Below are 12,950 nucleotides of genomic sequence, written 5' to 3'. Positions count from 1 at the left end.
GAGACGGCCGGGGACCAGGTCCGGGCCATCGCCACGGCGGCCGAGCAGCAGTCCTCCACCTCGGAGGAGATCGGCCGCTCCATCGAGTCCATCAGCCGCATCGCCTCGGAAACGGCCGACGCCATGGCGCAATCCGCCCAGGCCGTGACCGACGTGGCCCGGCAGGCCCAGGAGCTCAATGGGCTCATGCGCGAGCTCGGCCAGGACGGCCAGGCCCGGCCGGCCCTGGCCTGACGCCCGCGGCGTTTGCCTTTCCACGGCTTTCCCGCTAGTTTTTTCCTTTCCCAAAGACTGCACGGCAGGTGCGGCGAGGACTCCCCCCTTTCGGGGGGGCCGGGGGGCGTGACGCCCCCCGGCGGGTCCAGGGCAGCGCCCTGGCCGCCGGAAGCTTCCCTGTCCCTGCCGCAAGGAGACGCCTCATGCGCATACTCGTGGTCGGTTCGGGCGGGCGGGAGCACGCCCTGGCCCGCACCCTCGTCAAGAGCCCGGACGTGTCGGCGGTGCTGGCCGCGCCGGGCAACGGCGGCACGGCCGAGGTCGGCGAGAACGTTCCGGTTTCCGACGCCGACGTGCCGGGGCTGGTCGCCCTGGCCAAGGACCGGGGCGTCGACCTGGTGGTGGCCGGCCCCGAAGCGCCGCTGGTGGCCGGCATCCGTGACGCCATGGAAACGGCCGGCATCCCCTGCTTCGGTCCCGACGCCTACGCCGCCGGGCTCGAAGGCAGCAAGGCCTTCGCCAAGGAGGTCATGGCCGCCGCCGGGGTGCCGACCGCCGCCTACGCGGCCTTCACCGAGGCCAAGGCGGCCCGGGCCTACGTGGAGAAGGTCGGCGCGCCGGTGGTGGTCAAGGCCGACGGCCTGGCCGCCGGCAAGGGCGTGACCGTGGCCGCGACCCGGGAAGAGGCCTTCGCGGCCATCGACGAGGCCCTGGTCAAGGGGGCCTTCGGCCAGGCCGGGGCCAAGGTGGTGGTGGAAGAGGCGCGCATCGGCGAGGAGGCCTCGTTCCTGGCCAGCTGCGACGCCGAAAAAGCCGTGCCCATGACCGCCTGCCAGGACCACAAGGCCGTCTTCGACGGCGACAAGGGACCCAACACCGGCGGCATGGGCGCATACTGCCCGGCCCCGATCCTGCCCCCGGACCGCTACGACGCGACCATGGCCCTGGTCATCGACCCCATCCTGCGGGAGATGGCCCGGCGCGGCCATCCCTTCACCGGCATCCTCTACGCCGGCCTCATGATGACCGCGGCCGGGCCCAAGGTCCTCGAATACAACGTGCGCTTCGGCGACCCGGAATGCCAGCCCCTGCTCTCGCGTCTGGAAAGCGACCTGCCGGCCGTGCTCCTGGCCTGCCGGGGGGGGACGCTCTCGCCCGGGCTCGTGCGCTGGTCGCCCCAAAGCGCCCTGTGCGTGGTCATGGCCGCGCCGGGCTATCCGGGCGGCTATCCCAAGGGCATGGAGATCACCGGCATCGCGGCGGCCGAGGCGGACCCGGCCGTGGCGGTCTACCAGGCCGGCACGCGCCGCGACGGCGGCCGGGTCGTGACTTCCGGCGGCCGGGTGCTCGGGGTCACGGCCCTTGGCGAGAGCCTGGCGGCGGCCAAGGCGACGGCCTACGCGGCCTGCGGCAAGATTCATTTCGACGGCGCTTTCTACCGCCGCGACATCGGCGACAAAGGACTCAAGCGGGAGGACGGATAATCATGCGCGTGGCCATCTTCATCGGTTCCATCTCCGACGAGGAGAAGATGCGTCCCTGTTCCAAGGTGCTCGATTCGCTGGGCATCGACCACCTCTTCACCGTCACCTCGGCCCACCGCACCCTGGAGCGCACCGAGCGGCTCCTGCGCGAGTGCGAGGCCGCCGGCTGCCAGGTGTTCATCTGCGCCGCCGGCCTGGCGGCGCATCTGGCCGGGGCGGTGGCCGCCCGCACGGTCAAGCCGGTCATCGGCGTGCCGCTGTCCGCTTCCGGCTCGGCCCTGGGCGGCCTCGACGCCATGCTGTCCACGGTGCAGATGCCGCCGGGCTACCCGGTGGCCACGGTGGCTCTGGACGGGGCCGGGGCGAAAAACGCCGCCTGGCTGGCCGCCTCCATCCTGTCGCTGACCGACCCCGAGCTGGCCGGCCGCATCGCCGCCGCCCGGGAGGGCTTCGCCAAGGACGTGGAAACGGCCGCGGCCAAGCTCGGCAACAAGGGTTGATCCGGGCCGCCACGGACAAACGAAAAAGCCCGGACAGGCGTCCGGGCTTTTCGTTTTCGGCCCTCCAGGCGCGTTGCGGAAATCCGAGCGCAAGCCTTCCCGCGACGACGCCTCCGAGGGGCCGCATAGGCGAAGGATACGGCCGTATCCTTCGTGAGGGGACAGGCTGCTAGGCGGCGCTTTTCACGCGCTTTTCCCAGAGCTTCATTTCCTTCATCTTCTTGCGGCGCTCCCGCTGCAACTCCTTGCATACCAGGGGCATGCCCTTGGGATATCCCCACTTCTCCCGGTAGGCGTCCGGGGTCAAGCCGAACTTGCTCAGGTGCTTCTTGGTGAGGATCTTGAAGGACTTGCCCGATTCGAGGCAGATGATGCTGCGTTCGCGCACGGCCTTTTTCGGATCCACGGCCGGCGTCTGGACATCCTTCTCGGCGGCTTCCTCGGCCGGTCCCCCGGAGAGGAGGCTGCGGATGCTGTCCGAAAGGCGACGCACCATGGAGCTGATCTCCTCTTCGGTCATGTTCCTGACGCTGGCCTGCGCCTTGACGATCTCCAAGGCTTCTTTCAAACAATCGTCCATGGATTCTCCTTCATCGCGAAAGCGATACGACGACGGGGCCATGCCGTTTCCCGGCACGGCCGACAAGCTTTGATGCAACAATGGGCGAAAAGCCCTGGCCGCCGCGCAGGCAACGCAACGCCGCCCGCAGTCCGGAGGCGCGGCGGCGTATCCGCGCCGCACCGGCGACCCGCATGGCCGTGGCGGTCCGAGCCCTGCGCACCGGTCCCGTCACGCCTTCCCCGGGTCGGGACCGGGAAAAACGGCGGCAGGGAAAGTCCGAGGGCAGGCGGACCTTCCCCACGCCGCAACCCCTCCGGGAAACGGAGGGGAAATACCGCGTTTATTGTTTCGGCCCCCGGAACGAGCGGGCCGGGCCTAGCTATCCTTCGGCCGCCAGGCGCGGCGGGGAAGCGCTCCCCGCGCCGTCGTCCCTGCGCCAGGCGCCCTGGACGTAGCGCACGCCCAGGCGCTTGTAGGCCGTGCGCCGGCTCTCGGCGCGGGCGTCCTCGACGGCCACGTCCATGAGCAGGTTTCCGGCGAAGGCCAGGGCCTCCCGAAGGGCCTGGCCACGCCTGGCCTCGTCCCAGTGCCAGGGCATGCGGCCCGGCGAGACGCGCAGGATGTCGGCCGGCAGCATTTCCATGAACCGGGCCGGCGGCGTGTCGAGGTCGAAATTGTCGAGCAGGATGCGCGCTCCGGCCCGTTTGCAGGCGACGAGCAGTTCGAGCGCCCGCGACGGCTCCCGGAGCAGTTCGCCCACGTCGAACATGAGGATGGTGCGCCCGGGCGTCACCCCGTAGGCCGCGCCGATGCGCTCCACCCGCATGTCCAGACCGGCGCGCACCAGGTAGGCGGCGTCGCCCCGCGCCCCAAGGCCGAGCAGGGCCCGGGCGTCCGGGGCCAGGATGCGGTCCGGGGAAGCCGGCCGCCGCGAGGAAAGCTGGTCGCCGCCCACCTCGCGGGCCTGGACGGTTTCGATGCCGGCCACCACGCCGGAACGGATCTCCACCAGGGCGCGGAAAAGCACTTCGCCCCGCAAGGGGGAACTCGCGTCCGCAGACCGCCGTCCGGCCTGCATCTCGGGAAAGGGCCATTGAAAGAGCGTGTGCGCCATGGTTGTCCTTCGATCGGTTTGCCTGATGGAATCCAAGAATCGGTCCAAACCGAAATCTATTCTATCCAGGAGGATAGCGAAGGAGGCTTGTCCTTTATGCGGGACGGGCAATTGAAAACGGCTTTTTTGTCCTTTTTTCAGGACAAAAAATACGAAAAAAATCGCCCCTGGCGTCATGCCGTAACCGCGACGGCGCGACGGCGTCGCCGCGCCAATGCCGCAGCGAGAAGCGGAAAACCTTGCCGCGTGCCCGGGCGCAACGCCGACACGGACATGGTCATACCGGAAGATCTGAGGAACGGGCGGTGTCCGCGCAAGGCAATCGGCCTCGGCCCCGACCGGAGCTTGGGCCGTCGCGTGCCGCGGCGGCGAAGGGGAGCCGGAAACGCCGGCACTACGCCGCCAGGCGTCGCCGGGCGAAGGAGGCGAGGACCGGCTTGATCCGCAACTGTCTCATGAACTTCTACGGTTACGAAAACCGGCCTCAGCCGGTCATGCCGGTCAGCCGGGCCAGCATGCCCAGGGAAGCGGCGAAGAGCTTGTGCCGCAGCTCCTCGGGCAACCGCCACACGCTCATGGCCATGTAGACCCCGAAACCGGCCAGGACCAGGATGTCGAACAAAACGATGACGTGCTTGCGCATGGCCGCCTCCCTGGGAATTGTTTTCCCTGCGGCCAGGACGAAGCAATCCCCGTTCCCGCACGCCATGGACCCCGCCGCCGGCCTCTGCTATGCGCCCTGCATGCGAAACGACCGCGCCCCGCGCTTTTACCTGGGGACGCTCGGCTGCAAGGTCAACCAGTACGAAGCCCGCGCCCTGGCCGAGGCCTGGCAGGCCCTGGGCCTGTCCCGCACCGACGATCCCGGCCAGGCCGACCTGGCCGTGCTTCTCACCTGCGCCGTCACCGCCAGGGCCGAGGCCGAAAGCCGCCGGCTCCTGCGCAACCTCGCCCGCGAGACCCCGGCCGGGGCGCGCCTGGTGGCCACGGGCTGCGCCGCCGCCGTGAGCCCGGCCGCCCTGGCCGGCCTCGGCGCGGCCGTGGTTCCGGACAAGGCCCATTTAGCCAGGCATCCCTTCGGCCCGGACAGCGCCGCCCCGCGCCCGGCCGAGGCCTATCCCGGCCTGGCCGTGACCGGCTACGACCGGGCACGCGGCCTGCTCAAGGTCCAGGACGGCTGCTCCCACGGCTGCTCCTACTGCATCGTGCCCGCCGCCCGGGGGCCGTCGGTGTCGCGGCCGCTCCCCGAGGTCCTGGCCGAGGCCGGACGCCTGCTCGCCTCCGGCCGACGCGAAATCGGCGTCACGGGCATCAACCTCGGCCACTGGGGCCGTGATCTGTCTCCGGAACGCAGCTTTTGGGAGCTGCTGGCCGCCCTGGACGCCCGCCTGGGCGACGAGCCGCCGGGCTCGGCCCGGTTGCGCCTGGGCTCCCTGGACCCGGACATGCTCACGGACGTGGGCCTGGAAACCCTCGTGCGCTGCCGCCGCGTCAGCCCCCACCTGCACGTGTCCCTGCAAAGCGCCGATCCGGAAATCCTTGCCGCCATGGGCCGCCGGCCGGACGACGCCCGGCGCGTGTCCTCTTTTGTGGACAGATTAAGTCGGGAATGGCCGACCCTGGCCTTGGGCTGCGACGTGCTGACCGGCTTTCCCGGCGAATCCGAGGCGGCCTTCGAGGCCACGGCCGCCTTTCTGGACGCCCTGCCCCTGACCTACGCCCACGTCTTTCCCTACTCCCGCCGGCCGGGCACCAGGGCGGCGGCCCTGCCCGGGCAGATCGCCAAGCCGGTCCGGGCCGAGCGGGCCAGGCGGCTGCGCGAGCTGGCCGAGACCAAGAGCCGCGACTTCCTGGACAGGCTCTCCCGGGTCCCCAGGGTGGAAGTGGCCCTGGAGCGGACCGAGCCGTCCGTGGGGGCCTGCGGCGAGTACGTGGACTGCCTGTTCGAGGCTCCCGTGGCCGCGCCCCTCGGGGCCATCGTGGCGGCCCGGCCCGTGGGCGCGGACGGGCGCATGCTGCGCGTGGTCCCCCTCCCCGACGGGACGCGGCCGTGAGCGAGCCCCACGAGCCGCTTCCGGCCAAGCTCGTCTGCTCGGTGCTCTCGGCCGTGCTGCCCGAGGTCTGGCCCCGGGTCGTGGCGACGCTGGAGTCCCGCTTCGGCCCGGCGGAAATCGCCTTCCCGGCCCGGCCCTTCAGCCACACCGGCTACTACGACGCCGAGCTCGGCACGCCGCTTTCCCGCCGCGTGCTGGCCTTCGCCCGCCTCGTGCCCCAGGGCGTTCTCAGGGAAGTCAAGCTCATCGCCAACGCCCTGGAAAAGGAGCTGGCCCGGGACGACGGCCGCCGCCGCGTCAACCTCGACCCGGGGCTGCTCACCCAGGAGCGCCTCGTCCTGGCCACGGGCAAGAACTTCACCCACCGCGTCTACCTGGGGGCCGGCATTTTCGCCGACCTGACCCTTGTGTTTCAGGCCGGCTCCTGGCAAACCCTGCCGTGGACGTTTCCCGACTACGCCTCCCCGGACATGCAGGACATCCTGAGCGACATCCGCCGCCGCTACCGACGGGACCTCCGGGAGGCCGCGTCCCTCACACATTCCCGCAAGGAGCCCCCATGCCCAAGAGCATGACCGGATTCGGCAAAAGCCTCGTCGAGACAGACGCCTACACGCAAGTCTGGGAAGTGCGCGGCGTCAACAGCCGTTTTCTCGACCTCAAGTGGCGTCTGCCCCTTTTCCTGCGCCCCAGCGAAGCCGCCCTGGAGCGCGTCGTGCGCGAGCAGGTGGCGCGCGGCCGCCTGGAAGTCCACCTGGAATTCACCCCCAAGCGCACGGACATGTGGAAGGCCACCCTGGACGCCGGCCTGGCCGGGGCCATGCTCGACGAGCTGGACGCCCTGGCCCGGGCCCGCGGCCTGGCCTTCGCCCCGGACCTCAACCGGCTGCTCGGGCTTTCCCACCTGTGGAGCGAGGAGGCCGTGGAGCCCGATCCCACGCTTTTCGAATCCTTAAGCCACGGCCTGCGCCTGGCGCTGACCGACTTCAACGACGCCCGCTCCCGTGAGGGCCGGGCCCTGGCCGACGACCTGCTGGCCCGGCTGGCCACGCTTTCCGGCTGGCGCGGGGCCATCTTCGCGGCCGCGCCCGCGGTCAAAACGGAAAAGATGGAGCAGCTGGCCGCCCGCATCGCCCAGGTGCTGGAAAAGGCCGGCATCGAGCCGGCCCAGGACCGCCTGCTCCAGGAAACGGCGATCCTGGCCGACAAGCTCGACGTGTCCGAGGAGCTCACGCGCCTTTCCGGCCACCTCGAACGCCTGGAGGCGCTCCTTCGCGAGGGCGGCGAGATCGGCAAAAAGCTCGACTTCCTGGTCCAGGAGGCCTTCCGCGAGATCAACACCTGCGGCAACAAGGCGCAAAACCTGGACATCAGCCGCCTGGTCGTGGACTTCAAGGCCGAGCTGGAAAAATGCCGCGAACAGGTGCAAAATCTCGAGTAGCCGTCTTCGGCCGCCAAGGAAGGGACCATGCGCCAGGCACTGCTCAACATCGGTTTCGGCAACTTCGTGGCCGCCGCCCGCGTCACGGCCATCGTCAACCCGGCCTCCTCGCCCATGCGCCGCCTGCGCGAGGAAGCCAGAAACGACCGGCGGCTCGTGGACGCGACCCAGGGCCGCAAGACCCGCTCCATCATCATCACCGATTCCAACCACGTGATCCTGTCGGGCATCCAGGCCGAGACCCTGAGCGCCCGCTTCGCCGTGGAGGAGGACGATCATGCCGGCTGAACGCCTGGGACTGTTTCTCGTCGTGTGCGCCCCGTCCGGAACGGGCAAGTCGACCCTGGTGAGGCGCCTGTGCGCCGAATTCCCCAACCTCTCCTTCTCCGTCTCCGCCACCACCCGCGCCCCCCGCCACGGCGAGCTCGACGGGGTGGACTACCACTTCCTGGACCGGGAGACGTTTCTCGACTGGCGCGACGGCGGCAAGCTGGCCGAGTGGGCCGAGGTGCACGGCAACTTCTACGGCACGCCCCTCGAGCCGGTGCGCGCCGCCCTGGTCGCCGGACGCGACGTGCTCTTCGACATCGACGTCCAGGGCGCGGCCCAGCTGCGGCAAAGCCTCGGGGCCGGGGCCTACGTGTTCATCCTGCCGCCGTCGCGGGCCGAGCTGTCGCGGCGGTTGTCGGCGCGCGGCACCGATTCGCCCGAGGTGGTGGCGAAAAGGCTCGCCGCCGCGCCCAAGGAGCTCGCCGACGCGCCGCTGTTCGACTACTGGGTGGAGAACGCCGACCTGGAGGGGGCCTATGCCGACCTGCGGGCGGTGTACATGGCCGAGCGCCGCCGGCCGTGCCGCCATCCCCGCCTGCTGCCCGAGCTCCTCGCCCAATGGGAGGCGGCCATCTAGAGCGGCCGGGCCGCGTCGCGGGAGGCGTTGACCCGTTTTGCGGTTTGCGGTTACTGTCGAAAAAAGGATTTTCCAGGCAAGGGATTCCATGAGCCACGACCAGGACAGCAACGCCCCGCGACAGCCCGCGGCCAGGCCCGACGAGGAAGCCGGCGCCAAGCGCGAGCGCATCAAGGGCATCTTCTCCACCCAGGCCATCCAGAAAGTGGGCACGGGCACCACGACCCGGCGCACCATCCAGAAGATGTACTGGTTCGTCGAGGAGGACGCCGGGCACGTCCTGGAGATCCAGCCGCTCAACAAGAACTACGTGCCCTCCGGCCCCAAACGCCGCATCAGCCTGGAGGAGCTGCTGGAGAAGTTCTCCCCGGAACCGGAATTCTACGTCTCCACGGTCTATCCGCGCCTGCGCGAACTCAACATGGTCATCCAGAAGGGCGAGAGGCACCGCGAGAAGGGCGAGATCTTCAGCGCCGAGCTGGAATTCGGCCAGGCGCTGGCCGTGGACGAGGAGAACATCCGGGCCAACTTCGGTCTGGGGCTCACCTACCTGGACCGGGGCGAGGCCAACAAGGCCGACGACATCTTCCAGCGCCTGGTGCGCCTCGACGCCTCCTTCGACAAGGAGCACAAGCACCTTTTCAACGAATTCGGCATGAACCTGCGCAAGAACAGGATGCTCGACCAGGCCCTGGACTATTACCAGCGGGCCGAGAACCTTGCCGTGCGCGACGACCACCTGATGTTCAACATCGCCCGGGCCTTCTTCGACAAGAAGGACTACGCCAGGACCATGGAGTATCTGCAAAAGGCCCTGGTGCTCAATCCCAACCACGCCGAATCCCGACGTTTCGCCGCCTACCTGGAGGAGAAGGGCCTGGCCAAGGGGCCGTCCCTGCCCCAGGTCGAGGCCGCCGCCGACGCGCCCGACAAAGGGGAGGAAGAGCAGCCCTCATGACCCAGGAACGCGGCCAGCGCTTCCTGCTCGAACTGCCGTCGGTCAAAAACGACCTGCCCTATTCCCCGGACCTGCTCTCCCGGCTCTTCACGCTCACCGGCGAGGACGGGCTGTCGCCCATCGACGCCATCGCCGCCGCCGTGACCGAGGACCAGGGGCTTTCCGCCCGCCTTCTGGCCATGGCCAATTCCGCCTATTACGGGCTCCAGGCCCAGGTGGCCACGGTGGGCCGGGCCGTGGCGGTGCTGGGCCTTCGCGAGGTGCGCTCCCTGGTGCTGGCCCTGGGCATGCGCGGCCTGGTCGACGTCAGGCCCCTGCCCGAGGGCTTCGCCTTCGCCCCCTATCTCGACCACCAGCTGGCCGTGGCCGGCGCGGCCCGGGCCCTGGCCCGGACCGCCGCCGCCATGGACCCCGACGACGCCTTCACCGCCGGCCTGCTCCACGACCTGGGCAAGCTGCTCACGGCCCTGTACCGGCCCGAGGACTGGCGGGCCCAGGCGGCCCTGGCCGCGACCGAGGACCTCCCCTGGCACGAGGCCGAGGAGCGCCACTGGGGCCTGGATCACGGCCTCATCGGCGGCATGGTGCTTCGCTCCTGGAACCTGCCCGAGGCCCTGACCGAACCCGTCAACTGGCACCACGCGCCAAAAGCCGCGCCGGAGCGGCCCCTGCCCTGCGCCCTGCTCGGCCTGGCCGACGCCCTGGCCCGGGAGGCCACGGCCACGCCCCAGCCAGGCATCGCCCCGGACCCCGGCCTGGCCGGCGACCTGGGCCTGTCCCTGGCCGAGGCCCGGGAATGCGTGGAGACGGCCCTGGCCGCCCGCGACGCCGCCGCCCTGGCCGCCGCCCTGGCCTGAGCCTCGTCCCCGCGAAGTGCCGCGGCCGCACTCCGGGCAGCACCGGAAGAGTTATCCCGCCTCGATTTTCCGACGTATTTTCCACGGCGCGGCGCCAGGCGGCCGGGCTTGCCTTGCCCGTCCCGCCGGGGCATCATGACTTTTTATCCGGAGTTCCCCTTGCGCAAGAACTGGATCCTGCCGCCAAGCGGCGACGCCCCGTCCCTGGCCATGGCCGAGGCGCTCGGCATCTCCCCGGCCATCGCCGCCCTGCTTTTCCGCCGGGGCCTGACCACGGCCGAGGACATGGACGCCTACCTGTCGCCGGGCCTGCGCCGGCTCATGCCGCCGGCGGCCATCCCGGGCCTGACCGAGGCCGCCGCCCTGCTCGCCCGCGCCCTTGCCGCCGGCGACACCGTGGCCGTGTGGGGCGACTACGACGTGGACGGCATCACGGGCACGGCCCTGCTGGTCGATTTCCTGCGCTCCCGGGGCCACGCCCCCCTGTGGCGCCTGCCCGAGCGCGCCGCCGAGGGCTACGGCCTCAACACGGCCGGCATCGAGGAACTGGCCGCGGCCGGGGCGCGCCTGCTCGTCACCGTGGACTGCGGCATCGGCGGCCTGGCCGAGGTGGCCCGGGCCAAGGAGCTGGGCCTGACCGTCATCGTCACCGACCACCACCTGCCCGGTCCCGAGCTGCCGCCGGCCGACGCCGTGGTCGATCCCAAGCTGGCCGAGGGGCCTGGCTGGGACCTGGCCGGCGTGGGCGTGGCCTTTTTCCTGGCCGCCGCCGTCAACCGGCTGCTTCCGGGCGAGCCCACCGACGTGCGCCGCCTCCTCGACCTGGTGGCGCTCGGCACCCTGGCCGACGTGGTGCCCCTTGGCGGCCAGAACCGCATCCTGGCCAAAAACGGCATGCTGCTTCTGGCCGAAGCGCCGCGCCCGGGCATCCACGCCCTCAAGGAAGTCTGCAACCACAACCCCAAGGCGGCGCTCACCGCCTCCCAGGTGACCTTCGGCCTGGCTCCGCGCATCAACGCCGCCGGCCGCATGGGCCGGCCGGACGCGGCCCTGTCCCTGCTCCTGGCCCCGGACCTGGACACGGCCCGGCCCCTGGCCGCCGAGCTCGACGCCGAAAACACCCGACGCCGGGCCGAGGAGGACGCCATCCTGGCCGAGGCCATGGCCCAGGCCGAGGCCTGCCCGGACCGCTTCGGCCTGACGCTTTACGCCCCCCACTGGCACCAGGGAGTCATCGGCATCGTGGCCTCGCGCGTGGCCGAGCGGCGAAACCGCCCCACCCTTATCCTCACCAGCGACCCGGCCAAGGGCCTGCTCAAGGGTTCGGGCCGCTCCATCGAGAACTGCGACCTGCACGGGCTCTTGTGCGAAATCGCCGAGGTGTTAAACGGCTTCGGCGGCCACCGCCAGGCGGCGGGCCTGTCCCTCGCGCCGGAAAACCTGGACGCCCTGGCCGCCGCCTTCGACGCGGCCGCGGCCCGGGCCATCGGGCCCGAGGTGCCGCCGCCGAACCTGCGCCTGGACGGCGAGCTGTCCTTCGGCGAGGTCACGTCGACCCTCGTGCGCGAGCTCGGGCTGCTCGAGCCCTTCGGCTGCGGCAATCCGGAACCGCTTTTCGCCTCGCCGCCCGTGTCCGTGACGTCGCGACGCGTCTTCGGCGACAACCACCTGGCCGTGTCGCTGCGCGACGCCGCCGCCGGCGTGACGCTTCGCGGCAAGGCCTGGCGCATGGCCGACGCCGTGGCCGACCGTCTGGAGGGCCGGGCGGTGCGCGTGGCTTATACGCCAAAAATGTCGTATTTCTCCGGCATCCCCGAAATCGAGCTTCGCCTGCGCGACGTTCGGGAAGACCTTTGCTGAACATTTTCCAATCTGTAATTTCTAGGCAAGTAATTTCAGTATGTTAATACCGACTCCCGCCTTGCTCGATTTCGTAACAATCGCGTAGTTTTGCGCCGTCATGGTAAACTTGGCTTCGCCAGCCAAAGTCCTCCATGACGGCCGTTCGGCAAGGGAAACAGATCACGTCAAGGAGGGAGGATTCATGAAACGTTTCGGCATTCTGGCCATTGCGGCCGCCCTGCTTCTGGGCTCGGCCCTTGGCGCGTCCGCCGCCACCGAAGTCAAGATGGTCGGCGACGCCATCGTCTACGGCACTTTCAACGCCAACCAGAACTTCACTGGCTGGAACTCCGGCACCTGGGACAGCAATACGCCGACCTACACCGGCGCCGGCAAGCAGACCGAGGATCGTTTCCAAATTTGGGAACGTTTCCGCCTGCGCACCGACTTCGTGGCCAACGAGGCCGTGAAGTTCCGCCTGGGCATCAAGGTCGAGGACGTCTGGGGCCACGGCACCTTCACCGCCGCCAACCCCAGCGCGGCCGTCCAGGTCTACCAGGCCTTCCTGCAGTTCAAGATTCCCAACTGCAGCACCGAGGTGACCGCCGGCCTGCAGGACTACTCCCTGCCGGCCAACGCCTTCTTCACCGACTCCGTGATCTACGGCGGCGACCGCGCCGCCGCCCTGGTCATCAACACCCCGTTGATCGCCGACACCCTGTCCGTCGTCGCGTCCTACGCCCGCATGCTGGACAAGAACCGGACTTTCGACACCACCACCACCCAGCAGGCCGACGAGCTCGACCTGTACACCCTGGCCCTGCCCATCACCGTCGAGGGCTTCAAGGCCACCCCGTACGGCGCCATCGCCGTAGCCGGCCGCAGCGCCAACTACTTCACCGCCGGCTCCTACGGCCCCAACTCGACCTTCGCCGACAGCCTGCTGTCCGCCGGCACCTTCCTGACCCCCACCGGCATGCGCAACGCCCAGAACGCCTACTGGTGGGCCGGCGGC

General features: G+C 70.1%; 13 protein-coding genes and 2 pseudogenes. 12 read left to right on the top strand and 3 right to left on the bottom strand.

Annotated elements, in window-relative coordinates; genetic code table 11:
• The 3 genes and pseudogenes from Q1K70_RS11755 to purE all read left to right on the top strand — a co-directional run.
• Positions 1–234 (top strand): annotated as a pseudogene (locus Q1K70_RS11755) (hypothetical protein); the annotation flags it as partial.
• A 185-nt stretch (positions 235–419) separates the two neighbouring features.
• Complete coding sequence (gene purD / locus Q1K70_RS11750) at positions 420–1,700, top strand: phosphoribosylamine--glycine ligase (protein ID WP_300159614.1); 1,281 nt, start codon at positions 420–422, stop codon at positions 1,698–1,700.
• Positions 1,701–1,702: 2 nt separating this feature from the next.
• On the top strand, positions 1,703–2,200 hold the full coding sequence (purE, locus tag Q1K70_RS11745) for a 5-(carboxyamino)imidazole ribonucleotide mutase (RefSeq protein ID WP_300159611.1): 498 nt from the start codon (positions 1,703–1,705) through the stop codon (positions 2,198–2,200).
• A 169-nt stretch (positions 2,201–2,369) separates the two neighbouring features.
• Here purE and Q1K70_RS11740 read toward each other — a convergent pair whose 3' ends face one another.
• The 3 genes from Q1K70_RS11740 to Q1K70_RS11730 all read right to left on the bottom strand — a co-directional run bounded on the left by Q1K70_RS11740 (position 2,370) and on the right by Q1K70_RS11730 (position 4,519).
• A complete protein-coding gene (locus tag Q1K70_RS11740) occupies positions 2,370–2,780 on the bottom strand; it encodes a MucR family transcriptional regulator (RefSeq protein ID WP_300159608.1) in 411 nt (136 codons plus the stop codon).
• Positions 2,781–3,141: 361 nt separating this feature from the next.
• The gene (locus Q1K70_RS11735) at positions 3,142–3,876 is read right to left on the bottom strand and encodes a hypothetical protein (RefSeq protein WP_300159605.1); all 735 of its coding nucleotides are present in this window, start codon (positions 3,874–3,876) and stop codon (positions 3,142–3,144) included.
• Positions 3,877–4,360: 484 nt separating this feature from the next.
• The gene (locus tag Q1K70_RS11730; protein ID WP_300159602.1) at positions 4,361–4,519 is read right to left on the bottom strand and encodes a hypothetical protein; all 159 of its coding nucleotides are present in this window, start codon (positions 4,517–4,519) and stop codon (positions 4,361–4,363) included.
• A gap of 100 nt (positions 4,520–4,619) precedes the next feature.
• Here Q1K70_RS11730 and Q1K70_RS11725 point away from each other — a divergent pair, with 100 nt between their 5' ends.
• From Q1K70_RS11725 to Q1K70_RS11685, 9 genes and pseudogenes are all read left to right on the top strand, one after another.
• Entirely contained in the window at positions 4,620–5,930 is a 1,311-nt protein-coding gene (locus Q1K70_RS11725; RefSeq protein WP_300159599.1) for a MiaB/RimO family radical SAM methylthiotransferase, read from the top strand.
• On the top strand, positions 5,927–6,505 hold the full coding sequence (locus Q1K70_RS11720) for a DUF4416 family protein (protein WP_300159596.1): 579 nt from the start codon (positions 5,927–5,929) through the stop codon (positions 6,503–6,505). Before Q1K70_RS11725 ends, Q1K70_RS11720 begins: the two co-directional genes overlap by 4 nt.
• Positions 6,490–7,371, top strand: a complete 882-nt coding sequence (locus tag Q1K70_RS11715; RefSeq protein WP_300159593.1) for a YicC/YloC family endoribonuclease — start codon at positions 6,490–6,492, stop codon at positions 7,369–7,371. Before Q1K70_RS11720 ends, Q1K70_RS11715 begins: the two co-directional genes overlap by 16 nt.
• Before the next feature lie 27 nt (positions 7,372–7,398).
• On the top strand, positions 7,399–7,659 hold the full coding sequence (locus Q1K70_RS11710) for a DUF370 domain-containing protein (RefSeq protein ID WP_300159590.1): 261 nt from the start codon (positions 7,399–7,401) through the stop codon (positions 7,657–7,659).
• Positions 7,649–8,278 (top strand): guanylate kinase, encoded by a 630-nt coding sequence (gene gmk / locus Q1K70_RS11705; RefSeq protein WP_300159587.1) that lies wholly within the window; start codon positions 7,649–7,651, stop codon positions 8,276–8,278. The genes Q1K70_RS11710 and gmk overlap by 11 nt, the downstream gene beginning before the upstream one ends.
• Positions 8,279–8,366: 88 nt before the next feature.
• Entirely contained in the window at positions 8,367–9,236 is an 870-nt protein-coding gene (locus tag Q1K70_RS11700) for a tetratricopeptide repeat protein (RefSeq protein ID WP_300159585.1), read from the top strand.
• Entirely contained in the window at positions 9,233–10,093 is an 861-nt protein-coding gene (locus Q1K70_RS11695) for an HDOD domain-containing protein (RefSeq protein WP_300159582.1), read from the top strand. Before Q1K70_RS11700 ends, Q1K70_RS11695 begins: the two co-directional genes overlap by 4 nt.
• 159 nt (positions 10,094–10,252) lie before the next feature.
• Positions 10,253–11,953 carry a single-stranded-DNA-specific exonuclease RecJ gene (gene recJ / locus Q1K70_RS11690; RefSeq protein ID WP_300159579.1) on the top strand — a complete coding sequence of 567 codons (1,701 nt, stop codon included), beginning with the start codon at positions 10,253–10,255 and terminating at the stop codon, positions 11,951–11,953.
• 184 nt (positions 11,954–12,137) lie between these two features.
• Positions 12,138–12,950 (top strand): annotated as a pseudogene (locus Q1K70_RS11685) (hypothetical protein); the annotation flags it as partial.

The organism is Solidesulfovibrio sp. (assembly GCF_029978005.1).
In the GTDB taxonomy this organism is placed as follows: Bacteria; Desulfobacterota; Desulfovibrionia; order Desulfovibrionales; family Desulfovibrionaceae; genus Solidesulfovibrio.
Note: the sequence above shows the minus strand (reverse complement) of the source record. Positions and strands in the feature narration are given on the sequence as shown.

Excerpts from the sequence above, each read along its gene's own strand:
- gmk (WP_300159587.1), top strand. The coding sequence starts at position 7,649 with ATGCCGGCTGAACGCCTGGGACTGTTTCTCGTCGTGTGCGCCCCGTCC.
- Q1K70_RS11735 (WP_300159605.1), bottom strand. The coding sequence starts at position 3,876 with ATGGCGCACACGCTCTTTCAATGGCCCTTTCCCGAGATGCAGGCCGGA.
- Q1K70_RS11740 (WP_300159608.1), bottom strand. The coding sequence starts at position 2,780 with ATGGACGATTGTTTGAAAGAAGCCTTGGAGATCGTCAAGGCGCAGGCC.
- purD (WP_300159614.1), top strand. The coding sequence starts at position 420 with ATGCGCATACTCGTGGTCGGTTCGGGCGGGCGGGAGCACGCCCTGGCC.
- Q1K70_RS11710 (WP_300159590.1), top strand. The coding sequence starts at position 7,399 with ATGCGCCAGGCACTGCTCAACATCGGTTTCGGCAACTTCGTGGCCGCC.
- Q1K70_RS11730 (WP_300159602.1), bottom strand. The coding sequence starts at position 4,519 with ATGCGCAAGCACGTCATCGTTTTGTTCGACATCCTGGTCCTGGCCGGT.
- Q1K70_RS11725 (WP_300159599.1), top strand. The coding sequence starts at position 4,620 with ATGCGAAACGACCGCGCCCCGCGCTTTTACCTGGGGACGCTCGGCTGC.
- Q1K70_RS11715 (WP_300159593.1), top strand. The coding sequence starts at position 6,490 with ATGCCCAAGAGCATGACCGGATTCGGCAAAAGCCTCGTCGAGACAGAC.
- purE (WP_300159611.1), top strand. The coding sequence starts at position 1,703 with ATGCGCGTGGCCATCTTCATCGGTTCCATCTCCGACGAGGAGAAGATG.
- Q1K70_RS11700 (WP_300159585.1), top strand. The coding sequence starts at position 8,367 with ATGAGCCACGACCAGGACAGCAACGCCCCGCGACAGCCCGCGGCCAGG.
- Q1K70_RS11695 (WP_300159582.1), top strand. The coding sequence starts at position 9,233 with ATGACCCAGGAACGCGGCCAGCGCTTCCTGCTCGAACTGCCGTCGGTC.